Below are 25,854 nucleotides of genomic sequence, written 5' to 3'. Positions count from 1 at the left end.
GCCGGCATGCAGCTGGGCGCAGTCCTCTGGTCATTCCTGGCCTTGATTTACAAAGCGGGGCGTTTTCGCTTCTGGCTCGCAAGCTTGCTGTTGCTGCCTGGCCTGGTCGCTGCCGACGACCATCCCCCGCTGCGTGTGATGACCGACGTCTGGCCGCCCTTTCGCATCGCCAGCGAAGGGGGTCAGCTGCGTGGCCTGGATATGGACCTGTTGGCCGAACTCGAGCGCCGCACCGGGCTGCGCTTCGAGGTGCAGCGTGCGCCCTGGTCGCGAGGGCTGGCCGCGCTGGAAAAGGGCTCGGCGGATCTGATGACCGGGCTCGCCCGTACGGCCGAGCGCGTGCGCTATATCGACTACCTGGAGCGCCCCTACTTCACCTGCGCGCCGCGCTTCTACAGCCGCCCCGAGCTGGCCCAGCGGGTCTCCGGCTATCCGCAGTTGGGGCAGTACGACATCGGTTTCGTGCGGGGCTCGGCCTATTTCGAACCCTTCGACTCCGACCAGGCACTGCGCAAGGTCGGGGTCGGTAATGAAGGGCAATTACTGGACATGCTGCGCCACAAGCGGTTGCCGCTGGTGATTGGCACCGACTGCCAGGTGGACTACGAATTACTGCGGGATCCGGCACTGGCCGGACGTATCGTCAAACTCGCCTATCGGCCTCCGGCCCGGACCGAACTCTTTCTCGGTTTCTCGCGCCAGCGTCCGCTGCAGGCCCAGCGCGCGGCCATTGCCCAGGCACTTGGGCAGATGATCGACGAGGGTTGGGTGCTGGACGCCGCGCGACGCTATCGCCCCGGCGCTCAGTGAGCGTGGGGCTCGACGTAAATCTCGTAGCCCGGATCCAGCTCCATGTCCCAGAACGCCGCTTCGATCTTGTGGCCGTCCAGGTCGCGGACGAAGCAGCCGTAGTAGGGCTCGCCATACTCCGGGCGCGGTCCGGGCTGGCCGTCGCCTGTGGCGCCGGCATCCAGTGCCGCTTCGAAGAAGGCCAGCACCGCTTCCTTACTGGGAGCGAAGAAGCCGATGTGGGTGCCGTTGCCGACACTGGCCGGTCGGCCGTCGATGGGTGACTGCACCCAGAACTCCGGGTACTCGCGACCGTACGCCACGGCGCCGGGGTGTTCCATGATGCGCTTGCAGCCCAGGGTGGGCAGCACCTTGTCGTAGAAGGCGACAGCGCGGTCGAAGTCGTTGGTGCCCAACGAGATGTGGGACAGGATGCTGGGATTCTCAGCCATGAAGGGATCCTCCTTGAGTGGCCTGAAAAGCCTAGCAGTCCGTTGAAAAACTACTCTGCGCGATGCGTGTGGGGTGTTTTCAGAAGATTTCCCTATAGGGAATCACTGCTCGACCGCTCGTTCCGTCACGAGGGTGAACATCCGGTACAGGGCAACGCTGACGAACAGCTGGAAGAAGCTATTGAAGGTTTCCAGGATCACCGTGCCGACCGGGTCGGGATTTTCTCCGAGCTCACGATAGGCGAACCAGTCCACCAGCCAGATCGGCCCCATCACCAGCAGCACGCAGGCGAGGATGGTCCAGAAATGCCCACCGGTCAGGGTGAAGCTCTCCTTGATGGCATCCAGCGGGGACTTGCCCTCGAGCACCAACAGGTACTCGGCAAAGGCCAGTTTGATCATCACGTAGAGTCCGGGAATGATCAGCATCCAGGCGCCGACCATGATCAGCAGGGTGCTGATGGCAGCCAGTACCGCGAAGGACGGCCAGCGGAAAATGGCCATCTCCAGAACCTGCCGGGGTTTCAGGCGGATGCGGTGGCTGCGGCTGTCGACGAAGATGATCAGCGCACCGACGTACAGCGGATAGAACAGCATGCTGACGATGATCGAGGCACCCTGGGACTTATCCGGGCCGAGCCACGCGATCAGACCCTGCTGCGCAATCGCCTCGGTGAGGATGGCAGGCAGGCAGAGCAAGGCGATTTCGCCGACGTTTCGGGAGAAGAAATACCAGGAGGCGCGCAGCAGCTCGAACGGATTCATCAGCGGGCATTCACATCTTGCGGCAGTTGGTCTTGGGCACTTTAGCCCAAGCCAGGGCAGCCTCCAAAGGCCGTCTCACTCAGAACGATAGCGCAGCACCCGGTTCGGTAATTGCGGCAACAGACGGGCGAGGTCGGCGGTGGGCACTTCCAGGGTGTACTCCGGTGGGCCGGGCGAATAGATCAGGTAGTCGTGCCGGAAGATCGCCTCGTCGAACACCAGCGCGATTTCCCCGGCGTGGCCCAGGGGGCAAGCGCACTGGGGCACGCAGCCAGTCATTGCCACCAACTCGTCGTCGCTGGCGATGCTCGGCCGAGCGCCCAGCAGCGTCTTGAGCTGGGCCCAATCGGCGCGCGCACCTTCCATGGTCACCAGCATTGCGTAGCCGCCATTCTTCAGGCGCAGGAACAGGCTCTTGCTTTCCACCCCGAGGAGGCCGAAGCGTTCGCGCACCGCATGCGCGGTCGGATAGTCGAGTACGGGTTCGTGAACGACTTCTCGGTAACGGATGGCATGTTCGTCGAGCAGGGCCAGATTGCGGGCGTGGAGCGACATCGGAAATCCGGGAGGCGAGAAACGGGAGCGCCATGATAATCGCTCAGGGTGGGCTGAGGTCATCCAGTCCTGCTTCATGCAGGACCTGTCGCTCGATCTCCTGCAGGCGACCCCTCTGCGCCATGTGCCGCAGCACTTCCTCCAGGCGTGGCGCCAGATCGCGATGGCGTGGGTTCAGGTAGTGGTGCATGGAGAAACGCTCCAGCACCGGATGCAACGGCTGGATACCGCGCATGCCGCTCTGGCGCAGGATGCACATGCCTGAGTAGTAGTCCTCCACATGCACGTCCACCCGACCACCGGCCAGCTTGCGCATGCCGTTCTCCACCCCGTTGGAGGGTGACATCCGCACCCCCTTGAGTCGCAGTTCCAGGGCCGCCTTGCCGCGCTCGAAACCCACGAGGTAGGGCTTGAGACTGGACCAGCCGCGCAGCTGTAACGGGCGATTGGCGAAGGCGACCGCATAGGACTCGAACAGGGGCGTGCGGATCAGCAGCAGGTCACTACGCTGTTCGGCTACCAGTCTGGTACGGCACAACTCGCCGTCGTTCAGTCCACGCTCGGCATACTGCAGGGCGCGTGCGGCCGGCGCGGCGCGGGTCTCGATGCTGATGCCGAGTTCGCCGTAGGCTTCCACGAGGATGCGCTTGCAGATCTGGAACAGCGGCAGGCCTTGATCGGGAAACGCACTGAATACCAGGCGCGCCTCGGCATGGCTGGGGGTGGACAGGAGCAGCAGGGCAAGCAGGCAGCATCCATGAACTCGCATTGCACAATAGCCCTGGAACACGGCCTGCGGCTGGAGTGACTGCCAGACAGCGCCGCCTGCCATGGCGAGCGCCTTGCTCCCTGCAACAGACCCATGCGGTGGGTCGCGGCGTCTTCCCCGTTCTCGATGCTTGCGGGGTTAGTTGAAACTATAGACGTCCGTCCTCAGGGTGTTGGCGAGTTCGCGAGTAGTTCGTCCGTGTACAGCACCCGGGCGTACTCGCCTTGCAGATTGGCCATGGCCATGTCGTGGACTTCGTCGGCGCTGCGCGGGCGGCCGGCAAAGTCGGTCTTGGCGAAGGTGTAGCAGGCGTCCGCTACCACGGTAGTGGCAAAGCCCAGGTTGCCGGCGCTGCGAGCCGTAGCTTCCACCGAGTTCTCGCTGGCTACACCGACAATCACCAGCCCATCGATGCCGCGCACTCGCAGCCAGTGCTCCAGGCCGCTGTTGATGAAGGCATCGGGAACATTCTTCTCCAGCACCTGCTCGCGCTCCCGAGGCATGAACTCCGGCTGGAACAGGGCGCCGGATTGCCCGGGAGCAAACACCGAAGCCGACTCTCTCGATATATGGCGGATATGTACCAGCGGCCACCCGGCGTCACGCCAGCGTGCCAGCAGGGCGGCGATGCGGACTTCGGCATCGGGGTTGTTGCGCGGCTTGTCCAGGCTGCGGATACCTTGCTGCTGATCGATGATCAGCAGGGCACCGGGAGTGTTCTGCAAGGTCGTATCCACTTTCCGTTCCCTGAGGCTGGCATACTGGCCGCAATCTACCCCCATCGAGTCGCCGCCAGCCAGCGGCGAGGAGCTGCATTGAAGAAAATCGCCGTATTCGCCGACGTGCAGAACCTCTATTACACGGTGCGCCATGCCTATGGTTGCCACTTCCACTATGGCGCCTTCTGGCAGAGTGTCAGTGCCGAAGGCGATATCGTCGAAGCCAACGCTTACGCCATCGACCGCGGGGACCCGAAGCAGCAGCAGTTCCAGCAGATCCTTCGCAATCTGGGCTTCAACGTGAAGCTCAAACCGTTCATCCAGCGCAGCGACGGATCGGCCAAGGGTGACTGGGACGTCGGCATCACCATCGATGTGCTCGACGCCGCGCCTCGGGTTGACCTGATAGTGCTGGCCTCGGGGGACGGCGACTTCGACCTGCTACTGGAGCGGGTGGCCCAGGCCCATGGTGTGGAAACCCTGGTGTATGGGGTGCCCGGCCTGACCGCGCAATCGCTGATTCGTGCAGCCAGCCGCTACCAGCCCATCGAAGACCTCCTGCTGAAGCGCAACTGAACCGCCTCCAACCTGGAACATCTTGTGGACCCCATAGCTGTCATCGACTTCGAAACCACCGGCATCACGCCGGGCAACGACTGCCGCGCCACCGAGATTGGCGTCGTCATCCTTGAGGGCGGTCGCATCGTCGATCGCTACCAGAGCCTGATGAACGCAGGCGTACCGATTCCTCCGTTTATCCAGGGCCTCACCGGCATCACCAACGCCATGGTGCGCGAAGCGCCACCGGCGGAGCAGGTGATGGGCGAAGCAGCCGACTTCATCGGCGACCTGCCACTGCTGGCGCACAACGCGTCTTTCGATCAGAAGTTCTGGGACTTCGAACTGGCGCGCATTGGTCGCTCCCGTCGCCAGGCGTTCGCCTGTTCCTTGCTGCTCGCTCGCCGCCTGTTGCCCGAGGCACCCAACCACAAGCTCGGCACCTTGAACGCCTGGGCGAATCTGCCTGACACCGGCAAGGCGCACCGGGCATTGGCCGACGCCGAAATGGCCGCGAACCTCACTTTGCATCTGGCTGGGCGCCTGCGGGAAAAGCATGGGATCAACGCAGTGTCGCACCAGTTGTTCTGCAGCTTGCAGAAGGTGCCAGCGGCGAAGATTCCTGAAGCCCTGAGGCGGCATCGGGAGGGGTAGTCAACCCGTAGGTTGGTGCAGAGCGAAGCCCAACGGCTGGGTCGACCCGGAATCGTTGGGCCTTGCGGAGCTCGGACCAACCTACAAGCACGACTCAGCCTTTTACCGTGCGCAGGGTTTCCACCTTGCCGCGCTCCTGAAGCACGCCAGGAATCCGCTGCTCGAAGGGCGTCGAGAGGATCAGCGAAGTCTTGGTCGCGCCGAACTTGCCGATCTGGTCGATCAGATCCTGCAATTCCGGCATCGATGCCACGGCAGCCTTGATCAGCAGACAGGCATCGCCGGTGACGCGGTGGCAGAGGTTCAGCTGCGGGATATTCTCCAGAGCTTCCTGGGTTCGCTTGTAGTCACGGTCGGTGATGCGCAATTCGATCACGCACTCGATGGGCAGGCCCAGCTTCGCCAGGTCCACGCTGGCGTGGTAACCGGTAATCAGCCCACCGGCTTCCAGCTTGGCCACCCGGTCGGCCACTGCGGGTGGTGAAAGGTTGACCCGGCGTGCGAGGTCGGCGAACGACGCACGGCCATTCTCGATAAGTGCTGCAATCAGCAAGCGGTCGTACTTGTCCACAGGGACCTCCGAAATCTGCTTCTGTCGAATCAACGGTAGAAGCTGATGAAAACAGTTCTTTCCAAGGGGTATGGCGCCATGAATAAGGTTTTCGTCCTTATTTCGCCATCCTTACCTTACTTAGAATAGACACCTCATCCCCGCCTGTGTCGAGTTCCGATCATGCCTGCGCGCCGCTTTCCGCTCCTGCTCATAGGAGCCTTCATCGCTCTCTACCTGATCTGGGGTTCCACTTACCTGGCGATTCGGATCGGCGTGGAATCCTGGCCGCCCATGCTGATGGCCGGTGTCCGCTTCGTGGTCGCAGGCGCGCTGATGTACGGCTTCCTGCGCTGGCGCGGCGTGCCCAACCCGACCTGGCAGGAGTGGAAGTCCGCTGCCGCCATCGGTTTCCTGCTGCTCAGTTGCGGAAACGGTGGAGTCACCCTGGCCGAAGACCTTGGCGTGGCATCCGGTGTCGCGGCCCTGGCAGTGGCCACGGTGCCGTTGTTCGCCCTGCTGTTCGGGTTGATCTGGGGACAACGCACCACCCGCCTGGAATGGGCTGGCATCCTCCTCGGGTTGATCGGTATCGGCCTGCTCAATCTCGGCTCCAACCTTCAGGCAAGTCCTCTGGGCGCAGTCTTGATCATCTTCGCGGCGGCGGCCTGGTCCTTCGGCTCCATGTGGAGCAAGAACCTCAAGTTGCCTGCCGGCCCCATGGCCAGCGCGGCGGAAATGCTCGCCGGTGGCGTCGCGTTGCTGGCCGGCAGCCTGCTGAGCGGTGAGCGCATGGCCGCCGCGCCGACGCTCGCCGGTTGGGGGGCATTGGCCTACCTGATCGTGTTCGGCTCCATCATCGCCTTCAGTTCCTACCTCTACCTGCTGAAGAACGTGCGCCCGGCCGCGGCCACCAGCTACGCCTACGTCAACCCGGTGGTGGCGGTGCTGCTGGGAATCGGCTTTGCGGGCGAGACCTTCGGTGCGGAAGAGGGCCTGGCCATGCTGGTGATCATCGGCGCCGTGGTGCTGATCGGCCTGCCGCAATGGCGTGAGCGCAAGGACATGAAGGCGCAGAAGGCAGAAGGGCTGGAACAGCAGACCAGTTGATCCCGGAAATCGTGGGCAGCCTGATAGAATTGCGCCTTTTCCGCACACTATGGCTGCCCCAATGACCTTCGCTTCCCTCGGCCTGATCGAACCCCTGCTGCGCGCCACCGAGGCGCTTGGCTACCAGACCCCGTCGCCGGTGCAGGCCGAGGCGATTCCCGCCGTCCTCAAAGGTCGTGACCTGATGGCCGCGGCCCAGACCGGCACTGGCAAGACTGCCGGCTTCGCCCTGCCGCTGTTGCAGAAGTTGACCCTGGAAGGCCCGGAAGTGGCCAGCAACTCGGTTCGCGCCCTGGTGCTGGTGCCCACCCGTGAGCTGGCCGAGCAGGTCAACGAAAGCTTCCACGTCTACGGCCAGCACCTGCCGCTGCGCAACTACGCGGTCTACGGTGGCGTGAGCATCAATCCGCAGATGATGAAGCTGCGCAAGGGTATCGACGTCCTGGTCGCCACCCCTGGCCGGTTGCTTGACCTTTATCGGCAGAACGCCGTGAAGTTCAACCAGCTCCAGGTGCTGGTGCTGGACGAGGCCGACCGCATGCTTGACCTGGGTTTCGCCCGTGAACTGGACGAGCTCTTCACTGCGCTGCCGAAACGCCGGCAAACCCTGCTGTTCTCCGCCACTTTCTCCGATGCCATTCGCCAGATGGCCCGCGAACTGCTGCGTGACCCGCTGTCCATCGAGGTCAGTCCGCGCAATGCGGCTGCGAAAAGCGTGCGCCAGTGGCTGATCCCGGTGGACAAGAAGCGCAAGAGCGAGCTGTTCCTGCACCTGCTGGCAGATCGCGGCTGGGGCCAGGTGCTGGTCTTCGTCAAGACCCGCAAGGGTGTCGACCAACTGGTGGACGAACTCCAGGCCAGTGGCGTCAGTGCCGATTCCATCCACGGCGACAAGCCACAGCCGTCGCGCCTGCGCGCGCTGCAGCGCTTCAAGGCCGGCGAAGTACAAATCCTGGTCGCCACCGATGTGGCTGCTCGTGGCCTGGATATCGACGACTTGCCGCTGGTGGTCAATTTCGACCTGCCCATCGTTGCTGAGGATTACGTACACCGTATCGGCCGTACCGGCCGCGCCGGTGCCACTGGTGAGGCGGTTTCGCTGGTCTGCGCCGATGAGGTGCAACTGCTGGCGGCTATCGAGGTGCTGATCCGCCAGACCATCCAGCGTCGTGACGAACCAGACTTCTACCCTGATCACCGGGTGCCCATGACTGACGCTACTGGCCAGGTGATCAAGAAGCCGAAGAAACCCAAGAAGCCGAAGGAATCCCAGGCCGTCGCCGGCAAGCCGGGCAAGGGTGCAGCACTGGGCCGCTGGGTCGACAGCGAGAAGCCCAAGGTGAAATCCGTGCGCAAGGCGCCGGGATTCGGTAAGGCGAAGAAGGGCTGAATCCGGCTCCAGGCGTCACCGTACTGTGGTGATGGGTGACGCCTGATGGGGCAACGGGAACCGGAACGGGGCAGGGCAGGTGACCGACACCCCCGTGCCAGAGGGGCTGGCGAGCTTTCAGGATATTGGCGCACTTCCTGCATTTCTGTGCGAAATGCTGAACGCCTATAGTGATTGAAGCGCAGCCCAACCTCAGGCATTTCCCACATGCGCCACAAGGAACTCAAACACTGGACCACCGGTGTTGCCCATCTGCTTGCCCAGCCCGCCGGGCGGGCCCGTCTGCTTGGCCTCAGCCAGTGGCTGCAGCAGGTCTGCCATGTCGACCATTTCGTGCTCTTCGTCTATGAAGGCAACCACAGGCCGCTGGCCCTGTTCGATACCTTTCCGCCGGACAAGCGCCATGTGTACGTCGAGGATTACCAGGTCGGTCCCTACCTGCTCGACCCCTTCTATCTCGCCTGCACCCGAAACCAGGCCCCCGGCCTCTGGCGCTTGCGCCAGTTCGCCCCGGACCACTTCTACCTCGGTGAGTACTACGTCACCTATTACCAGCAGACCGGCCTGACCGAAGAGATCGCCTTCTTCATCGACCTGGCCGATGGTGCCAAGGCGGTATTCTCGCTGATGCGCAGCACCTGCAGCCCGGCCTACAGCCGCGATGAAATGCAGTTGCTGGATTGCGCCCAGCCAGTGGTGGAACAGGTGGTGAACGAAGCCTGGGAGCAGGCCCGTGCCCACGCGCCGCGCCCGGTCCAGGACCTGGACTACAAGATCCGCGAAGCCTTCGATCAGTTCGGCGCCCATGTGCTGACGGCGCGGGAGCAGGAAGTGGTGCAGATGCTTTTGCGTGGCCACTCCAGTGCATCGGTAGCCGAGCACCTGGCAATCAGCCCCGGCACGGTGAAAATCCACCGCAAGAACATCTACGCCAAGCTCGGTATAGGCAGCCAGTCGGAGTTGCTGGGCTTGTTTGTGCGGGAGTTGGGTGGCCAGCGTGATGAGCCCGAGCCGTTACAGAAGGCGGTCTAGCCTTATCGCCATTGGTGATTAACAAGCGACTGATCAATAACCAGCCAGTCTGGTCTGGCCCAGCAGACATCGGCATCCGACGCGGATGCCCACGAGTTATCCACAACGATTTGCACAGAAATTGTGAGCAGCGGGGGACGATGAAGCTGCCCCTGTGGGGGCGAATTCATTCGCCAAGGGCAACGCTGTTGCCCCGTTGGAATCCATAGGGCAAGCCTTCGGCCTGCTTGGCGCTTGAAATCGCCCCGACAAAGAGAGGCTGATCAAAAAAAGATCGCAAGGCTCAAGGCCTAGCCCCCTGTGGCCTGCAGCCCACCATCCATAACTTATCCACAATGGATTCCACAGTTTCTGTGGAATGAGCGTCTATCCCCCGAGGGATATATACAGCCCGGAATCGCCATTGCTAGCGTGTGGCCATATGCCAAGAACACCTGCAAAAAGGGGCCGGTCGTGAGCGATGCAAGCGAGTTCTGCGATATCGAGTTCCGCAATGTGGTCAAGCGCTATGGCGCGGTCACGGCGGTCAACGGCCTGAACTTCAAGGTGCGGCGTGGTGCTTTCCATTCTTTCCTCGGCAGCTCTGGCTGCGGCAAGACCACCACCCTGCGGATGATCGCCGGCTTCGAACAACCCAGCGAGGGCGAGGTACTGCTGGCCGGGCATTCGGTTGCGGGAGTCCCGGCGCACCAGCGGCCGGTGAACATGGTGTTCCAGAGTTATGCGCTGTTCCCGCACCTGTCGGTGGCGGAGAACATCGCCTATGGCCTGCGCTACCACCAGCCACGCCCAGGCCGTGCCGAGCAACGCCGCCTGGCGGACGAAGCCTTGGAAATGGTGCGGCTGTCCGGCTTTGGCCAGCGCAAGCCGCACGAGCTTTCCGGCGGCCAGCAGCAGCGGGTGGCCTTGGCCCGTGCGCTGGTGAACAAGCCCACCGTGCTGTTGCTGGACGAACCTCTGGCCGCGCTCGATCGCAAGCTGCGCAAGGAAATGCAGTCCGAACTGCTGCGCCTGCAGCGCGAAGTGGGCATTACCTTCGTGCTGGTCACCCACGACCAGGAAGAGGCGTTGTCCATGAGCGACAGCATCAGCGTCATGCAGGACGGCCAGATCCTCCAGAGCGCCAGCCCCGAGCAACTCTATGAAACCCCGGCGAGTCGCTACGTAGCGGACTTCATCGGCGAATCCAACCTGTTCGATGGCACGGTGCGGCGCATCGACAATGGCCGCGTGCTTCTGGAAACCACCCACGGCCTGCAACTGGCCAGCCCGCAGACGCCCACTGGCCCCGCCCTCAAGGCGGCCGAGCCCGGCTGCATCGCGGTGCGCCCGGAGTTGATCGCCATTGGCGCCAGCGAGGTCGCGCTACCCCGCGAGATCAGCCTGCCGGGCCAGGTGGTGGACCGCATCTACCTCGGCAACCTCACTGAATACCGCGTGCGCACCGAGCCTTTCGGCATCGTCTGCGTGCGCGTGCAGCGCCATGGCCAGCACGAGCGCTCGGCCTTCGAGCACGGATCGCCAGTGCGGATCGGCTGGGACCAGGCCAGTGGCCTGGCCATGACGTTGTGATAACGCAGTACGGTACGGACAAGAACAACCAACCCTTACAGGCAGGTAGCAGCAATGGATCGGAAAGACTTCATCAAGCAACTGCGTAGTTGGCAGAACGGTTCCATCAGCCGTCGCGAGTTCCTCGGCCGTACGGGGCTTGGCGTAGCCATGGCGGTGATGGCCGCCAATATGCCGGGTCTGCTCACCAGCAACCGCGCCTTCGCCGCCGAAAAGGGCGCCCTTGGCGACCGCGTGGTCCTGGCCACCTGGCCGAACTATCACAACGCCAACAACTTCGCCGCCTTCGCCGAACAGACCGGCGCCCAGGTACAGATGAACGTGTTCGGCTCTAACGAAGAGATGCTCGCCAAGCTCCAGGCGGGCGGCAGCGGCTGGGACGTCTTCGTGCCCACCAACTACACCATCAGCACCTACGCTGAATTGGGCCTGATCGAGCCGCTGGACCTGTCGCGCCTGCCCAATTTCGATCCGGCTTCGTATGAAAAGCGCTTCATGGAACAGGGCGTCATCAACGGCAAGACCTACGCGGTACCGAAGAACTGGGGCACCACCGGCTTCGTCTATGACGGCGACAAGATCAAGGCCAGGCCCACGACCTGGAAGGAGTTCTGGGCGCTGACAAAAGGGGACGCCACTGGCCGGGTGATGGTCCACGACTACCAGCTCACGGTGATCGGCAATGCGTTGAAGTCCTTCGGCTACAGCTTCAATTCTCTGGATCCGAAGGAGCTGGCCGAAGCCGAGAAGTTGCTGCTGGAGGTCAAGCCGCACCTCTTCGCGATCAACTCCGACTACCAGCCGTCCATGCGCAATGGCGATGCCTGGATGTCCATGTGCTGGACCGGCGACGCCTCGCAACTGCATCGCGACATGCCGCAGATGACCTACGTACTGGGTCGCGAGGGTGGCGAGCTGTGGAGCGATTTCTTCGCCATTCCGAAGAGTGCCGAGCGGCCGGATGCGGCCTACGCGTTGATCAACTTCCTGCTCGACCCGCGGGTGAACAAGCTGGAAGTCGAGGCCCACGGTTATCCCACCGGTGACAAGCGTGTAGATGCGCTGCTGCCCAAGGACATGCTCGACGACCCGATCATGTATCCGGCAGCCGATCTGCTCAGCGCGCTGGAGTTCGGCGCCGCAGCCACCCTGACCAGCCCGGCGCGGGCGGAACTGATGGCGCGCTTCAAGGCAGCCTGACTGGTAGGAGCGAGCTTGCCCGCGAACCTCGCTGCGAGCATTCGCGAGCAAGCTCGCTCCTACGAAAACCGCAGTAATGAATCGCAAGGAATCTTCCATGAACGTCGCTCTCAGCGCCCCCGCGCTGGCCGATGCGGGCCAGGCCGCGCCGGTGGAAAGCCGCAGCCTCGGCCGGCGTGTCACGCTGCTCCTGCTGTTGCCGTCCACGCTGTGGTTCCTGCTGCTGCTTCTGATGCCACTGGTGATCATCCTGGTCTTCAGCCTCGGTGAACGCAGCCCCGTGGGGGGCTACAGCGCGGCCCTGACCCTGGAGAACTACCTGAACCTTGGCTCGCGGGCGAAGGCTTTCTACAACACGCTGGTGCTGGCGCCCCTGGGTACCCTGGTGTGCCTGGTGGCGGCCTACCCGCTGGCCTATTTCCTGGCGGTGAAGGTGCAGCGCAGCCGGTCGTTGTTGCTGACCCTGGTGATCGTACCGTTCTGGACCAGCTTCCTGATCCGTACCTACGCCTGGATCTTCATTCTCGGCGGCAAGGGCATCCCGGCGCTGCTGGCGATGGTCGGGCTGGAGGATGTGCGGCTGATCAACACCCCGACCGCGGTGCTGATCGGCATCGTCTACGGCTACCTGCCGCTGATGGTGTTCCCCATCTACGTCAGCCTGGAGAAGCTGGACAAGCGCCTGCTGGAGGCGTCGTCGGACCTCGGCGCGGGGGCCTTCGAGACGTTCCGCCGGATAACCCTGCCGCTCTCGGCGCCCGGTGTCATTACCGGCAGCATGCTGGTGTTCATCCTGCTCATGGGCGAGTTCCTGATCCCGGCGATCCTCGGCGGCGGCAAGGTGTTCTTCGTCGGCAACGCCCTGGTGGATCTCTTCCTGCAATCACGCAACTGGCCGTTCGGCAGTGCGGTGGCCATGACCCTGGTGGCGATGATGCTGGTGATCATCGCCCTCTACCTGAAACTGGTGGCGCGCTACGGCAAGCGCGGCACTGAGGGGATGCTCTGATGTGGCTGCGCAGCTATTCCACCTCGCTCTACCTGTTCCTCTACGCGCCCATCGCGCTGATCGTGTTGTTCTCCTTCAATGCCGGGCGCAGTGGGCTGTCCTTCGAGTGCTGCTCGGTACAGTGGTTCGGCCGCGCGTTCAGTAACCCCTTCATCATGGAAGCCCTCGGCACCAGCGCGCTGATCGCCTTCTGCTCGGCGCTGATCGCCACGCTGTTCGGCACCCTTGCGGTATTCGGCCTGGAGCGGGCGGGCAAACGCGTGCGGCTGTTCTTCGACGCCATGACCTACTGCGCGATCATCATTCCCGGCATCGTCATCGGCATCGCCACCCTGATTGCGTTCATCAGCCTGTTCGAAGTGGTCAACCCGCTGCTCGACCTGCTGCTGGGCGCCGGGCTGCCGCGCTTGCGCATGGGGTTTTTCACGGTGATCGCCGCGCACTCACTATTCACCATGGCGCTGGTGATCGTGATCGTCCGCACCCGCGTGGAGTCTCTGGACAGGGCTTTGCTGGAAGCCTCCGCCGACCTCTATGCACCGCCCCTGGAAACCTTCCGCCGGGTGACCTTGCCGCAGATCGCCCCGGCCATCCTGGCCGGCTTCCTGCTCGCGTTCACCTTCAGCTTTGACGACTTCATCGTCGCCTTCTTCGTCGCCGGGTCGGAAACCACCTTGCCGATCTACATCTTCTCGTCGATCCGCCGGGGCATCACACCGGAGATCAATGCCATTTCGACGGTGATCATCTGCGTCTCCCTGGCGCTGCTGTTCACCTCCCGCTACCTGCAGAACCGCCACAGCGGCGCCTGAGCGCCCATGGAGCAGAGCCATGCGTGACCAGTTGTACATCAACGGGCAATGGGTCCGTCCCGACCTGGGCGGATATTTCGAAGTGCTGGACCCCAGCAGCGGCGACCTGATCCAGCGGGTGCCGGCGGCCACCGAGGAAGATGTCGACCACGCCGTGCACGCCGCCCGCCAGGCCTTCAACCGTGGCTGGGGCCAAAGCAGCGGGGCCGAGCGCGCCGATTGGCTTGATGCCCTGGCCAGCGAGCTGGAAGGTCGCCAGGACGCCTTGGCAGTACTGGAGGTGCGCGACAACGGCAAGCCCCTGCCGGAAGCGCAATGGGACATCGCCGACGCCATCGGCTGCTTCCGCTACTACGCCGAACTGGCGCGGGAGCTGGACGCCCGCCAGGACGAGCCGTTGGCGCTGCCGGATGATCGCTTCAGTTGCCGTATCCGCCATGAGCCGGTGGGGGTTGCGGGGCAGATCATCCCCTGGAATTACCCGCTGCTGATGGCCTCCTGGAAGGTCGCCCCGGCTCTCGCAGCGGGCGCCACCTGCGTACTCAAACCGTCCGAGCTGACGCCGCTGACCGCGCTGGAACTGGCTGGCGCCGCCGAGCGCATAGGCCTGCCTTCCGGTGTGCTCAACGTGGTGACGGGACTGGGCGGCGAGGCTGGTGGCCCGCTCAGCCAGCACCCCGGCGTGGACAAGCTGGCCTTTACCGGCAGCGTACCGACGGGGGCGAAGATCATGTCGGCGGCGGCAGCCGACATCAAGAACATCAGCCTCGAACTGGGCGGGAAGTCGGCGTTCATCGTCTTCGATGACGCCGATGTGGAAGCCGCCGTGGAATGGATCATGTTCGGCATCTTCTGGAACCAGGGGCAGGTGTGCAGTGCCACCTCGCGGCTGCTGGTGCAGGAGGGCGTCGCCAACCGTCTGATCGAACGCCTGGTGGAAGAGACGCGGCGCATCACCATCGGCCCCGGCCTGGAACGTGGCGTGCTGCTTGGGCCTCTGGTCAGCGCCGGGCAGTACCAGAAGGTCATGGGCATGATCGAACAGGGCCGGCAGGAGGCCAGTCTGCTCACCGGGGGCAAGCGCCCGGCGCATCTGTCCCATGGCTACTTCGTCGAGCCGGCGGTGTTCGACGAGCCGGCGGACAACAGCCGCATCTGGCGCGAGGAAATCTTCGGTCCGGTGCTTTGCGTGAAGCGCTTCAAGACCGAGGCCGATGCCCTGCGCATGGCCAATGACAGCCGCTTCGGCCTGGCCGCCGCCGTGATGAGCGCCGACCTCGACCGCGCCGCGCGGGTGGCCAATGGCCTGCGCGCCGGCATTGTCTGGGTCAACTGCTCGCAGCCGACCTTCACCCAGGCACCCTGGGGCGGCATGAAACAGAGTGGCATCGGCCGCGAGCTGGGCCGCTGGGGCCTGGACAACTACCTGGAGGTAAAACAGGTCACCGAGTACAGAAGTACCGAGCCGTGGGGGTGGTACATCAAATAGGGCGACGGGAGATCATTGTGGGAGCGAATTTATTCGCGAAAGGGACGCGCAGCGGTCCCTACAAGTCTGATTGGCAGGCCTGTGGCCTGCTTCGCGATTGAAATCGCTCCCACAGGCGCGTCGTCACTTTTCCGCCAATTGCCGCTTCAACCGCGCCACCTCGGTCATGTCGGTGATCACCAGGCAAACGCGCTCCACCTTTCCGCCAGCAGCGGCCAGCGGCAGGATGGTGAGGTTCTGGTACATGAAATCTTCTTCGCCGGTGATCGGCCGGTAGTTCTCGAAGCGGATCAGGTAGGGTCGCTGCTCCCACAGGCTGAAGGCGCGCGTACCGAGTTGCAGCACGCTGTCCACCTTGCGGCGCAGCCAGTTGCGCTCGATCTCCGGGAACAGCTCGAAGATGTTCTTGCCGTGTACCCGGTCGGGACCGAGGCCGGAGTGGTTCTCCATGAAGCTGTTCCACACCTCGATGCGGTACTGGCGGTCCAGGACCACCACGCCGACATCCAGGCACTGGACGATGTCCAGCAGCCAGTGGAGTTCCTTGAAATCGATTTGTGCCGGCATGGATCAGTCCATCAGGTAGTGGATCTTCTGGGTCAGGCGCGCGATGGAGGTTTCGGTGAAGAGCAGCAGCAGATCGAAGTGCAGGTTGTGATCTTCGATGGCGTAGCTGATCTCCACTGCCAGCGTCTTGCGCCAGCGCCGGTTGTTGAGCTGGAACAGGCGTTCTATGGAGCTGTGCCGGCCGAGCAGTTGCGGATGGCCCTGGGAGAAACGCACGTCGATCTGCTCGGCGATGCCGGCCAGGCAAGCGCCGATCAGGATGCTCGCGAGGTCGAGTTGCATCTCTGCCTCATCGTTTTCGCCCTGTGGCTGCCAGCCGAGCAGGCGCGCCACCTCGGCGCTCTCGGCGTCATGGAACAACAGCAGCGCCTCGCCGGCGATGGATTCGCCGATGAAGCCCTGGCACACCGCCGACAGCCGCTCGCCGCGCTGGGCATCGGCCAGGGCCATGTGCAGTTCGCTGACTTCGAACAGGTTGACGTTGGGCACCGGCAGTTGCACGAACACCCCGAGCACGCGCGCCAGCAAGGCGGCCGCGCGGCCCATGGCGACGTTGCTGACCTCGCGCAGGGCGTCGCGGAAGTTCACCCGCAGGTCCGGATCGTGGCGTCCGGGTACGCCGGTGACCGGGCTCGTGGATGGCGCCGGGCGCAGCAGGCCGAGGCGGATCAGGGTTTCCCGCAGTTCGTCCGGATCGGCAGGCTTGCGGATGAAGGCCAGGGCACCGAGTTCGTGGACGCGGCGCTGGGCTTCTTCCTGGATGTCGCCGGAGACCACCACCACCCTGGCTTTCAAACCTTCAGCGCGAATCCGGCTGAGGACCTGATAGCCATCCATCACCGGCATGGTCAGGTCCAATAGGACGATCTGGCCATGACCCTGGCGTATGGCCTCAAGAGCTTCTTCACCGTTACTGGCCTGGGTGATATGCACCGGCCAGTCCAGCGGTAGCGCGCGAATCAACTGCTTGCGCGCCATCATCGAGTCGTCGCAGACGAGGAGGGGAATCACCTTGGGGGCACCGCATGAAGAAAGCTGGGCTCAGGGCAAGAATAGACGCTGGCCGCGTGCCAGCCGACACCTCGCGGCCAGCTTCCGATCAGATGTTCTGTCCGATGCGCCAAAGGACGCCACTGGGATCGATGAGGACAAAATCGCGCATCCGCCAGGGCTGGTCCTGGGGTGGCACCACCCGCAGGCCGTAGCGCTCGATCACACCCGAGGTCTGCACGTGCTGCCACCAGGATTCAACGTCCTTCACTTGCAAATGCATCATCAGGTTCTCCGCAAACTCCTTGCTATAGAAGTTCTGCAGGAGGAAGGCACTGTGGCCGTATCGGAAGTAGCTGACCTCGTCCGAAGTGCTGCACATTTCGAAGCCGAGTTCACGGTAGAAATCCTTGCTCTGTGCGTAATCCTTCGCTGGAACGAAGGCTTTGATCTCGATGGTGTCCAGTGTGCTCATTGGGCGTTCCATGACAGTGGCTGGAAAACGAGCCATCACGGTGGCAGGCGGCCCTCTGGCGGGGCCTGGCGAGCGATGCTACTCCAGCGCGACAGGGCGTGAAAGCCAGTGCAATACGCCTTGTGCAGCGACCCGCCCGCTGGCGAAGCAGGCGGTGAGCAGATAGCCGCCGGTAGGTGCTTCCCAATCGAGCATCTCCCCGGCGCAGAAGACCCCCGGCAACTGTTTGAGCATCAACCCCTTGTCCATTGCCTCGAAGGGAATTCCGCCGGCGGTGCTGATGGCTTCGTCCAGCGGACGCGGACGCACCAGCGTCAGCGGCAGGGCTTTGATGACCGTCGCCAGCTGCGCGGTATCGAGGAAGTCGTCCTTGCTCGCCAGCTCGCGCAGCAAGCCGGCGCGGGCGCCATCGATGCCCAACTGGCTGTGCAGGTGCTTGGCCATGGAACGCGACCCGCGCGGACGGGCGAGGGCCTTGGCGACTTTGTCCACAGGCTGGCCGGGCAGCAGATCCAGATGAATGGTGGCGCTGCCACTCGCGTTTATCCGCTCACGGATGGCGGCAGAGTAGGCATAGATCAGGCTGCCTTCGACGCCGTAGCTGGTGAGTACGAATTCGCCTTGGCGCGGAGGCTCGTCGTCCAGGCGAATGGCCACCGGCTTTACCGGCGCCCCGGCGAACTTCTCCTCGAGCAGCGGGCTCCAGCCTTCCACTTCGAAGCCGCAATTGGAGGGCTGCAACGGCGCAACGGACACGCCCCGCTGTTCCAGCAGTGGAACCCACGCGCCGTCCGAGCCCAGCCGCGCCCAGCTGCCGCCACCCAGAGCGAGCAGGCAGCCATCGGCATTGACGGCTTTCTCGCCATCGGGCGTGGCAATGCGCAGGGCGCCGTCGGCGTTCCAACCCAGCCAACGGCTGCGTGTGTGGATGACCACACCCTGCTCGCGCAGGCGCTTGAGCCAGGCGCGCAACAGTGGAGCGGCCTTCATGTCAGTGGGGAAGACCCGCCCGGAACTGCCGACGAAAGTCTCGATGCCCAGGCCATGAATCCATGCGCGCAGCTCGTCGGCGCCAAATTCTTCCAGCAGCGCCGCCAGCTCTTCTCGACGCGCACCGTAACGGCCGATGAAAGGCGCCCTGGGTTCGGAATGGGTGATGTTCATCCCGCCCACGCCGGCCAGCAGGAACTTGCGCCCCACCGACGGCATGGCATCGAACAGCTCCACCCGCGCACCACCCTGGGCGAGCACTTCGGCGGCCATCAGGCCAGCGGGGCCACCGCCGATGACGGCGACGAAGGGGGAGGAGTCGTTCATGGGAATAGAAGAGAAGGAGTTGGGAAGGGGCGCATTCTACTGCACAAGGCTGGGCGGACACGGCATGTTGTGGGGGCGAATTCATTCGCGATGGGTGTGGAACTGCCCCGATACGTTCAACCGGGCAGGCCGGTGACCTGCGTTCGCGAATGAATTCGCTCCTACAACAAGGATGGCGAGCCTCCCAAGCCCATCTCCCGCCACACCCGATCCGCGCTGTGGTGCAGGATGCCATGCCGCCTTGCCAGCGCCGCGCGGTCCTTGCTGTAACCGCCACCGATCAAGCCCACCACGGGGATATCCCGGCCGAGGCAATGACGGATCACCTGCTCGTCGCGCTGAGCCACACCAGCGTCAGTGAGTTGCAGATAGCCGAGGGCATCGTCCTTGTGCACGTCCACGCCCGCGTCGTAGAGCACGATGTCCGGCTGGTAGAGCGGCAGCAGATAGTTCAGCGCATCCTCCACCACCCGGAGATAGTCAGCATCTCCCATGCCCATCGGCAGGGGAATGTCCCAGTCGCTATCGGCCTTGCGGGCCGGGAAGTTCTTTTCGCAATGCAGGGAAACGGTAATGGCCTCCGGAGTATCGGCCAGCAACCGGGCGGTGCCGTCGCCCTGGTGTACGTCGCAGTCGAAGATCAGTACTCGCTGCACCTTGCCGGCCTCCAGCAGGTAGCGGCTGATCACCGCGAGGTCGTTGAAGATGCAGAAGCCCGCCGCATGGTCGAAGTGAGCGTGATGGGTGCCTCCGGCCAGGTGACAGGCAAGGCCATGCTTCAGGGCCAGGTCGGCGGCCAGCAGCGAACCGCCCACCGCGCGCACGGTGCGTCGCGCCAGCGGTTCGCTCCAGGGCAGGCCGAGGCGACGTTGTTCCTCGCGGCCCAGGTCACCATTGAGGAACCGCTGGATGTACGACGGGCAATGGGCCAGCGCCAGCACTTCGGGCGGGCAGGTCTCCGGTCGGTGCAGGCGCTCGTCGGTGGTCAGGCCGCTTTCCAGCAGATGCTCATAGAGCAGGCGGAACTTCTCCATGGGGAAGCGGTGCTCCGCCGGGAAGGGCGGGCTGTAGTCGTCGTGGTAGACCAGCGGCAGGAACATCGATAGGCACTCGGGGTGGTACGTACGGCAGTATGATTGGGCCTTCGAGCCCACCTCAAGAGACGCGCCCGTGCATCCGATCGAACTCATCACTCCACGACTGCGCTTGCGTAGCTGGCGCGACGACGACCTGCCGGCTTTCGCCGAGCTCAACGCCGACCCGGAGGTGATGCGTCACTTCCCTGCCTGCCTGGATCGAGCAGAAAGCGATGCCCTGGCGGCGCGCATTCGTCAGCATTTCCAGCGGTACAACTTTGGCCAGTGGGTAATCGAGCATCGTGGCGACGGCGGCTTTGTGGGTGTCCTGGGGCTGCAGAACGTGAACTTCGAGGAACACTTCACCCCGGCTGTGGAGATTGGCTGGCGACTGATGCATCGCTACTGGAGGCAGGGCCTGGCCAGCGAGGCAGCGCAAGCGACGCTGGCATTCGCTTTCGAGCCCTTGCAACTGGCTGAGGTCGTGGCCTTCACCGTACCCGGCAACCTGCGTTCGCAAGCGGTGATGCAGCGCATCGGCATGCAGCACGATCCGGATGGCGACTTCGAGCACCCGCTCTTGCCCGAGGGGCACCCGTTGCGCCGTCATGTGCTCTACCGGCTGGGGCGCGCCGAGTGGGAAGCGTTGCGATGAACGACGCCGTGCGCGGCTATCACGCACTCAGCAAGCATCGACCGGATGGCTTCGCTCCCGGTCCGGGGCAGCTCGATTGGGCGACCCAGCCGGCTCCCTTCCGTCGCTACAGTGGGGCGCGCCTGGTCGAACTGTTTCACCGCCCGCTGGAAGAAACGCCGCCCTACGACGTGGTGTTCGCAGCTCCGGTCGGCGAGCCTGCACCGTTGAACCTCGACAGCATTTCCCAACTGCTCTACGACAGCCTGGCGATTTCCGCCTGGAAGCAAGCTGGGGCCAGCAAGTGGGCGCTGCGGGTCAATCCCTCCTCGGGCAACCTGCATCCCACCGAGGCCTACTTGCTGCTGCCACCCGGCGCAGTGGAGGAGGCTGGGTTGCTTGCTCACTACGCACCGGACGTTCATGTACTGGAAGTCCGCGCCGAACTGCCGGCACCCCTGGCCACACAACTGTCAGCGGCGTTGCCTCCAGGTGGCTTCCTGCTGGGACTTTCCAGCATTCCGTGGCGCGAAGCCTGGAAGTATGGCGAGCGCGCCTACCGCTATTGCCAGCACGACCTGGGACACGCACTGGCAGCTCTGGCGATCGCCGCGTCGGCCTTGGGCTGGCAGGTGCGGGTCATGGGCGGCGTTGCCGAAGAGTCGCTTGACGGCATGCTGGGGCTGGATCGTCCCGGCTTTGTCGAACGTGAATGCTCCGATGTGCTGCTGTGGATCGGCCCGGCCCAAGCGTGCGAATTCGCCTTGGGGCAATCGCTGCAGGACGGCCTCGCCGCGCTGGAGCTGCGTGGCTCGCCCAATCGACTGTCTCGCGAGCAGCGCCATTGGCCTGAGCTGGAGCGGGTCCACGGCCTGTGCCGCGCACCGCGCCAGCCGTTGGCGGAATGGCCCAAGGTCGAGGCCCGTGCTGTTGTGGATAACCCTGGCCTGCCGCTGCGTCCGCTGCTGCACCGGCGGCGCAGCGCCCAATCCCTGGACGGCCGCAGCGGTGTCCAGGCGGAACTGCTGCTGGCCTGGCTGCGCCGGCTGATGCCAGCGAACTCGCCGGTTCCCTTCGCCAGCCTCGGTGAGGTTCGGGTGGACCTGCTGCTGTTCGTGCATCGCGTGCAAGGCATGGCGCCCGGTCTCTATTGGCTGGCACGCGGCGCAGTGCCCGAGGCGGAACTGGCGGCAGGCATGCGCGAAGATTTCGTTTGGGAACGGGCCGATGACGAACTGCCGCTGTACCGCCTGCTTGATGGCGATGCCCGCGGCCTGGCGGGCTTCCTCTCCTGCGGCCAGGACATCGCTTCCGACGGATGCGTTGCGCTGGCCATGCTCGCCCGCTTCGACGCCGCCCTGGAAGAGGGCGCCTGGCTCTACCCGAGGCTTTACTGGGAGTGCGGGCAGATCGGCCAGTTGCTCTACCTGGAAGCCGAGGCCGCCGGGTTATCGGGAACCGGCATCGGCTGCTACTTCGATGATTCGGTACATGAATTGCTGGAAATGGCCGACAGTCGTTGGCAAAGCCTTTACCATTTCACCATTGGCCGCGCGCAGTGGGACGAGCGCCTGACGACGTTGCCGGCCTATCCCGAACTACGAAGACCGCCTCGGCAATGACCGGGGCGGCAGCCTTGCAGAGGAGAATTCCATGACCCAGGTGCTCGACGAGCTGGTCGCGCTGCTGAGCCTCGAATCCATCGAAGAAAACCTGTTCCGTGGCGTCAGCCAGGACCTGGGTTTCCGCCAGCTGTTCGGTGGCCAGGTACTCGGCCAGTCGCTTTCTGCCGCCAGCCAGACGGTGGAATCCGAGCGCCATGTGCATTCCCTGCACGGTTACTTCCTGCGTCCGGGTGACGCCTCCCTGCCGGTGGTCTACTCGGTAGAGCGGGTGCGCGATGGCGGTAGCTTCAGCACCCGCCGCGTGACCGCCATCCAGAAGGGCCAGCAGATCTTCACCTGCAGCGCTTCCTTCCAGCAGGACGAGGGCGGCTTCGACCACCAGCTCACCATGCCCGACGTGCCAGGGCCGGAGAACCTGCCCAGCGAGCTGGAACTTGCCCGCCAGAGCACCCACCTGCTGTCCGAGCGCGTGCGCGACAAGTTCCTCTGCGCCAAGCCCATCGAGATCCGCCCGGTCACCGCGGAAAACCCCTTCAATCCGCGTCGTGGCGAGCCGGTCAAGCACGTCTGGTTCCGCGCCGATGGCAGCCTCCCGGACATTCCTGCGATCCACAAGTACATCCTCGCCTACGCGTCGGACTTCGGCCTGCTGACCACTTCCATGCTCCCCCATGGCGTGTCGGTTTGGCAGAAGTTCATGCAGGTGGCCAGCCTCGACCACGCCCTGTGGTTCCATCGCGACCTGCGCGCAGATGACTGGCTGCTCTACTCCATGGACAGCCCCTGGGCCGGCAATGCCCGTGGCTTCTCCCGTGGCAGCATCTTCAATCGCGCCGGCCAGCTGGTTGCCTCGGTGGCCCAGGAGGGTCTGACCCGCCTGCGCGAAGACTGGCGCTGATGTCTCCGGGCGGTCACCTGGCCGCCCTTATCTCTGCTCGAACTAGAACCGTACGAATTCCACAAACTATGGCTCTATAGCCAGTTAATGGCGGAAATCTCATTTTTTTGTAAGCGTTTTGCCTACCTGTAGAGGGGCACCTGCTTACTCCTTCGCTGCACATTCCGAGAATTCAGACGTTTAGACGAACTATGCAGCATGGCGGCCAAATGCCACTCATGAACCGTTTGTAGAGGTTTTTTGCTCCACATCGTTTTTGAACTACGGTCCAGACAGAGGTGCATGTAAAGACAAGGAACCGTAGGAGTCGTCCGATGAAAGTCTTGCGCTGGCTGCTTCCCTTCCTGCTGCTGCTCACTCCGATACACCAGGCCCAGGCCGCCGGGACTCTCCAGGGCAACCTGGGCATCCAGATCACCATCGGTGCCGGGTGCACGGTGAACAACAGCTCCAACAACGGCAGTACCAACAGCTTCGGCAGCATCAGCTTCGGTACCTACCCAAGCCTGGCCAATATCGTCGAAGGCCAGTCCGTGGGGGCCGGCGCCGGCAGCTCGTTCGGCATCCAGTGCGCCAACAACACCGCCTACACCGTTGCGTTGAATAGCGGCCTCGCACCCTCCGGCAATCAACGGCGGATGAGCGGCGGCGCCAGCGAGTTCATCACTTACAACCTCTACCAGGACGCCGCCCGCACCACGCCCTGGGGGAATGGCAGTAACGGTGCAAACGCCTATTCGGGCACCGGCAACGGCAACAACCAGGACATCGTGGTCTATGGCCGCGTCCCCGCGCAGACGACGCCGACGTCCGGCACTTACACCGATACCGTGCTGGTCACCGTTACCTGGTAAACCGCTTTCGCCTGCCTGCGGGCAATCAAGGAAGACCAGCCAGAAGCCAGGAACGAGCCATGGTTTGCCCCCGCTACAGCAGATTGAGCCAACTGGTGCTGATGGTCCTGTTGGCCGAGCCGGCCAGCGGCCTTGGCGCCACCAAGAGCGCCACCATCGGATTCGCCGCGGAGGTACTGTCGGCCTGCAGCGTCGGTAGCACCAACCCCGGAAACCTGGGGCAGTTCGGCACCCTGGACTTCGGCACCCATTTCTCTCTCAGTAGCGTGATCAACATGGCCGGCACTGTCGGCAACGGAGCGCTGCGGGTGAACTGCCTGAGCAGCACGCCTTACCGGGTGCTGATCAGCGCCGGTGGCAGCGGCAACGTCAGCGCCCGACGCATGACCGGGCCAGGCACCGAGCAGGTCGCCTACAACCTGTACACCGCTGCCAACTACCTGACCGTCTGGGACAACAGCGTCGGCGTGACCGGTGTCGGCAACGGCAGCGACCAGTACCTGCCCGTCTATGGCCGGGTGCCGGCCCAGGCGACACCCGCTGCCGGTGTCTACAGCGACACTGTCATCGTCACGGTGAGCTGGTGATGCGTGGCATTTTCCTGTTCGCCCTGCTGGCGCTGGCACCACCCCTGGCGGCGGATACCGGTACCAATGAACTCACCGTGCAGCAGAGCTTCCAGATCCAGGCCGTGATCAGCTCGGGTTGCCTCCTGGGGAGCGGTGCCAGCGATGTCACCAGCTTCGGCTCGTTGTCCTTCGGCCAGTTCGCCACACTGCCCGCCGACGTCAACCAGGTGACCACGCCGGGCGGCGGCTCGATCATCCTGCAATGCACGCCGGGTTTGGCGTTGACCATCGCCCTCAGCGCCGGGGCCAACACCAGCAATGTCAGCAGCGGGCGCCTGCTGGCCAAGGGCGCCGAGACCCTGCGCTACCAGTTGTACAAGGACGCCGGCTACAGCGCCGTCTGGGGTGACGGCAGTAACGGCGCCACCGCGATGAGCCTGACCTTTCCCGTAGGCGGCACCAGCCAGACCTTTCCGGTCTATGCGCGCTTGTTCAGCACGGCAGTGATGCCGTCGGCCGGGATCTACACCGACACGGTTACGGTGACCATCACCTACTAGACGGAACGAGGGGGGACAACATGGATGTTCGACAAGCAGCGAAGCGTGGTGGCCGCGCTCTGGTCGTGTTCGGGCTGCTCGGTCTGCTGGCGGGCATTCCTGAGGCGCGGGCAGCCAGTTCCATCTTGATCTGGCCGATCAATCCGGTGATCGAGGCTGATCAGAAGGCGACCGCGCTCTGGCTGGAGAATCGCGGACAGGCACCCGTGAGCATGCAGGTACGGGTGATGGCCTGGAGCCAGACCGACTATGACGATCAACTGACCCCGCAGAAAACCGTGGTGGGCAGTCCGCCGGTGGCCAACATCGCCCCCGGCAAGCGCCAGCTGATTCGCCTGATAGGCCTGCAACCGGCGCCAGCGGGTACCGAGCAGGCCTACCGGGTGCTGGTGGACGAGATGCTTCAGCCGGACGCCGAGCCGGATGTGCGCCTGGGGGTGAAATTCCAGATGCGTTACTCGGTGCCGCTGTTCGTGTTCGGCAGTGGCGCCGGGCCGGCCAGCGCTGACAAGCCCAGGGTCGGCATCCAGCCGCTGGAACCGAGGCTGAGCTTCACTGTGCAGCGCGAGGGCGGGCGGCGCTTTCTGCTGCTGCACAACCAGGGGCCGGCCCACGCGCGATTGTCCGAGGTGAGCCTCAGCCAGGGCGGTCGTACCACCACCCTGGCCGAGGGCCTGCTCGGTTATGTACTGCCGGGCGCGCGGATGCGTTGGGAACTTCCGGCAAGTGTGGCGGACAACGACCTCGGTCTGCAGGCGAGAATCAATGAGCGGCGCGAGCTCCAACCGATTCCTGGCCTGTGACCCCGGCCGGGGCAGGGTGGGAGCATGGCAATCCGGCGCAGGCGACAGTCCGTCAGGAGCG

Annotated in this window: 29 protein-coding genes; 18 read left to right on the top strand and 11 right to left on the bottom strand. The window is 64.0% G+C overall.

The features are described from left to right. Positions 1 to 6 precede the first annotated feature (6 nt). The gene (locus tag D6Z43_RS15730; RefSeq protein ID WP_120653084.1) at positions 7 to 810 is read left to right on the top strand and encodes an ABC transporter substrate-binding protein; all 804 of its coding nucleotides are present in this window, start codon (positions 7 to 9) and stop codon (positions 808 to 810) included. Here D6Z43_RS15730 and D6Z43_RS15725 read toward each other — a convergent pair. The 5 genes from D6Z43_RS15725 to D6Z43_RS15705 form a co-directional block, all read right to left on the bottom strand. Further along, entirely contained in the window at positions 804 to 1,241 is a 438-nt protein-coding gene (locus D6Z43_RS15725) for a VOC family protein (protein ID WP_120653083.1), read from the bottom strand. The genes D6Z43_RS15730 and D6Z43_RS15725 overlap by 7 nt on opposite strands. 102 nt (positions 1,242 to 1,343) lie before the next feature. Beyond that, entirely contained in the window at positions 1,344 to 2,006 is a 663-nt protein-coding gene (locus tag D6Z43_RS15720) for a YciC family protein (RefSeq protein WP_120653082.1), read from the bottom strand. 75 nt (positions 2,007 to 2,081) lie between these two features. Next, positions 2,082 to 2,561 (bottom strand): YbaK/EbsC family protein, encoded by a 480-nt coding sequence (locus tag D6Z43_RS15715; protein WP_120653081.1) that lies wholly within the window; start codon positions 2,559 to 2,561, stop codon positions 2,082 to 2,084. Positions 2,562 to 2,604: 43 nt separating this feature from the next. Continuing rightward, on the bottom strand, positions 2,605 to 3,393 hold the full coding sequence (locus D6Z43_RS15710; protein ID WP_256660867.1) for an ABC transporter substrate-binding protein: 789 nt from the start codon (positions 3,391 to 3,393) through the stop codon (positions 2,605 to 2,607). 101 nt (positions 3,394 to 3,494) lie between these two features. Next, positions 3,495 to 4,055: a cysteine hydrolase family protein gene (locus D6Z43_RS15705; RefSeq protein WP_256661041.1), complete on the bottom strand. Its 561-nt coding sequence runs from the start codon at positions 4,053 to 4,055 to the stop codon at positions 3,495 to 3,497. A 90-nt stretch (positions 4,056 to 4,145) separates the two neighbouring features. Between D6Z43_RS15705 and D6Z43_RS15700 the strand changes: the two genes are divergently transcribed. Both D6Z43_RS15700 and D6Z43_RS15695 read left to right on the top strand, forming a co-directional pair. Further along, positions 4,146 to 4,625 carry an NYN domain-containing protein gene (locus tag D6Z43_RS15700; RefSeq protein ID WP_120653079.1) on the top strand — a complete coding sequence of 160 codons (480 nt, stop codon included), beginning with the start codon at positions 4,146 to 4,148 and terminating at the stop codon, positions 4,623 to 4,625. A gap of 24 nt (positions 4,626 to 4,649) precedes the next feature. Then, entirely contained in the window at positions 4,650 to 5,261 is a 612-nt protein-coding gene (locus tag D6Z43_RS15695) for a PolC-type DNA polymerase III (protein ID WP_120653078.1), read from the top strand. Between the two features lie 94 nt (positions 5,262 to 5,355). Here D6Z43_RS15695 and D6Z43_RS15690 read toward each other — a convergent pair whose 3' ends face one another. Further along, positions 5,356 to 5,832 carry an Lrp/AsnC family transcriptional regulator gene (locus tag D6Z43_RS15690; protein WP_120653077.1) on the bottom strand — a complete coding sequence of 159 codons (477 nt, stop codon included), beginning with the start codon at positions 5,830 to 5,832 and terminating at the stop codon, positions 5,356 to 5,358. A 162-nt stretch (positions 5,833 to 5,994) separates the two neighbouring features. Between D6Z43_RS15690 and yedA the strand changes: the two genes are divergently transcribed. The 8 genes from yedA (at position 5,995) to D6Z43_RS15650 (ending at position 15,425) form a co-directional block, all read left to right on the top strand. Beyond that, positions 5,995 to 6,921 (top strand): drug/metabolite exporter YedA, encoded by a 927-nt coding sequence (gene yedA / locus D6Z43_RS15685; protein ID WP_120653076.1) that lies wholly within the window; start codon positions 5,995 to 5,997, stop codon positions 6,919 to 6,921. Between the two features lie 61 nt (positions 6,922 to 6,982). Next, entirely contained in the window at positions 6,983 to 8,311 is a 1,329-nt protein-coding gene (locus tag D6Z43_RS15680; RefSeq protein ID WP_120653075.1) for a DEAD/DEAH box helicase, read from the top strand. Between the two features lie 207 nt (positions 8,312 to 8,518). After that, positions 8,519 to 9,343: a response regulator transcription factor gene (locus tag D6Z43_RS15675; protein WP_120653074.1), complete on the top strand. Its 825-nt coding sequence runs from the start codon at positions 8,519 to 8,521 to the stop codon at positions 9,341 to 9,343. 453 nt (positions 9,344 to 9,796) lie between these two features. Next, entirely contained in the window at positions 9,797 to 10,915 is a 1,119-nt protein-coding gene (locus tag D6Z43_RS15670) for an ABC transporter ATP-binding protein (protein WP_120655280.1), read from the top strand. Between the two features lie 54 nt (positions 10,916 to 10,969). Next, positions 10,970 to 12,115: a PotD/PotF family extracellular solute-binding protein gene (locus tag D6Z43_RS15665; protein WP_120653073.1), complete on the top strand. Its 1,146-nt coding sequence runs from the start codon at positions 10,970 to 10,972 to the stop codon at positions 12,113 to 12,115. A gap of 97 nt (positions 12,116 to 12,212) precedes the next feature. Then, positions 12,213 to 13,124, top strand: coding sequence for an ABC transporter permease (locus D6Z43_RS15660; RefSeq protein WP_120653072.1), 912 nt, complete (start codon positions 12,213 to 12,215; stop codon positions 13,122 to 13,124). Then, positions 13,124 to 13,936: an ABC transporter permease gene (locus D6Z43_RS15655; RefSeq protein ID WP_120653071.1), complete on the top strand. Its 813-nt coding sequence runs from the start codon at positions 13,124 to 13,126 to the stop codon at positions 13,934 to 13,936. Before D6Z43_RS15660 ends, D6Z43_RS15655 begins: the two co-directional genes overlap by 1 nt. A gap of 19 nt (positions 13,937 to 13,955) precedes the next feature. After that, positions 13,956 to 15,425, top strand: coding sequence for an aldehyde dehydrogenase family protein (locus tag D6Z43_RS15650; protein WP_120653070.1), 1,470 nt, complete (start codon positions 13,956 to 13,958; stop codon positions 15,423 to 15,425). A gap of 123 nt (positions 15,426 to 15,548) precedes the next feature. Here D6Z43_RS15650 and D6Z43_RS15645 read toward each other — a convergent pair whose 3' ends face one another. From D6Z43_RS15645 to D6Z43_RS15625, 5 genes are all read right to left on the bottom strand, one after another. After that, complete coding sequence (locus D6Z43_RS15645; RefSeq protein WP_120653069.1) at positions 15,549 to 15,992, bottom strand: PAS domain-containing protein; 444 nt, start codon at positions 15,990 to 15,992, stop codon at positions 15,549 to 15,551. Positions 15,993 to 15,995: 3 nt separating this feature from the next. Next, on the bottom strand, positions 15,996 to 16,970 hold the full coding sequence (locus D6Z43_RS15640) for a response regulator (protein ID WP_371924424.1): 975 nt from the start codon (positions 16,968 to 16,970) through the stop codon (positions 15,996 to 15,998). A gap of 121 nt (positions 16,971 to 17,091) precedes the next feature. Beyond that, positions 17,092 to 17,457 carry a VOC family protein gene (locus D6Z43_RS15635; RefSeq protein WP_120653067.1) on the bottom strand — a complete coding sequence of 122 codons (366 nt, stop codon included), beginning with the start codon at positions 17,455 to 17,457 and terminating at the stop codon, positions 17,092 to 17,094. Positions 17,458 to 17,535: 78 nt separating this feature from the next. Beyond that, complete coding sequence (locus D6Z43_RS15630) at positions 17,536 to 18,774, bottom strand: TIGR03862 family flavoprotein (protein ID WP_120653066.1); 1,239 nt, start codon at positions 18,772 to 18,774, stop codon at positions 17,536 to 17,538. 161 nt (positions 18,775 to 18,935) lie between these two features. Continuing rightward, the gene (locus tag D6Z43_RS15625; protein WP_120653065.1) at positions 18,936 to 19,874 is read right to left on the bottom strand and encodes a histone deacetylase; all 939 of its coding nucleotides are present in this window, start codon (positions 19,872 to 19,874) and stop codon (positions 18,936 to 18,938) included. 70 nt (positions 19,875 to 19,944) lie between these two features. Here D6Z43_RS15625 and D6Z43_RS15620 point away from each other — a divergent pair, with 70 nt between their 5' ends. The 7 genes from D6Z43_RS15620 (at position 19,945) to D6Z43_RS15590 (ending at position 25,793) form a co-directional block, all read left to right on the top strand. Continuing rightward, complete coding sequence (locus tag D6Z43_RS15620) at positions 19,945 to 20,505, top strand: GNAT family N-acetyltransferase (RefSeq protein WP_120653064.1); 561 nt, start codon at positions 19,945 to 19,947, stop codon at positions 20,503 to 20,505. Then, on the top strand, positions 20,502 to 22,106 hold the full coding sequence (locus D6Z43_RS15615; protein ID WP_120653063.1) for a nitroreductase family protein: 1,605 nt from the start codon (positions 20,502 to 20,504) through the stop codon (positions 22,104 to 22,106). The genes D6Z43_RS15620 and D6Z43_RS15615 overlap by 4 nt, the downstream gene beginning before the upstream one ends. 31 nt (positions 22,107 to 22,137) lie before the next feature. Continuing rightward, positions 22,138 to 23,007: an acyl-CoA thioesterase II gene (tesB, locus tag D6Z43_RS15610; protein WP_120653062.1), complete on the top strand. Its 870-nt coding sequence runs from the start codon at positions 22,138 to 22,140 to the stop codon at positions 23,005 to 23,007. Between the two features lie 314 nt (positions 23,008 to 23,321). Then, positions 23,322 to 23,861: a spore coat U domain-containing protein gene (locus tag D6Z43_RS15605; protein ID WP_120653061.1), complete on the top strand. Its 540-nt coding sequence runs from the start codon at positions 23,322 to 23,324 to the stop codon at positions 23,859 to 23,861. Between the two features lie 59 nt (positions 23,862 to 23,920). Continuing rightward, positions 23,921 to 24,448, top strand: coding sequence for a spore coat U domain-containing protein (locus D6Z43_RS15600; protein ID WP_256660866.1), 528 nt, complete (start codon positions 23,921 to 23,923; stop codon positions 24,446 to 24,448). Then, positions 24,448 to 24,990: a spore coat U domain-containing protein gene (locus tag D6Z43_RS15595; protein WP_120653060.1), complete on the top strand. Its 543-nt coding sequence runs from the start codon at positions 24,448 to 24,450 to the stop codon at positions 24,988 to 24,990. Before D6Z43_RS15600 ends, D6Z43_RS15595 begins: the two co-directional genes overlap by 1 nt. Positions 24,991 to 25,010: 20 nt before the next feature. Continuing rightward, positions 25,011 to 25,793: a molecular chaperone gene (locus tag D6Z43_RS15590; RefSeq protein ID WP_120653059.1), complete on the top strand. Its 783-nt coding sequence runs from the start codon at positions 25,011 to 25,013 to the stop codon at positions 25,791 to 25,793. The last annotated feature ends 61 nt before the right edge of the window (positions 25,794 to 25,854 follow it).

The organism is Pseudomonas sp. DY-1 (assembly GCF_003626975.1).
Classification (GTDB): domain Bacteria; phylum Pseudomonadota; class Gammaproteobacteria; order Pseudomonadales; family Pseudomonadaceae; genus Metapseudomonas.
This window is presented reverse-complemented; position numbering and strand designations above follow the sequence as displayed.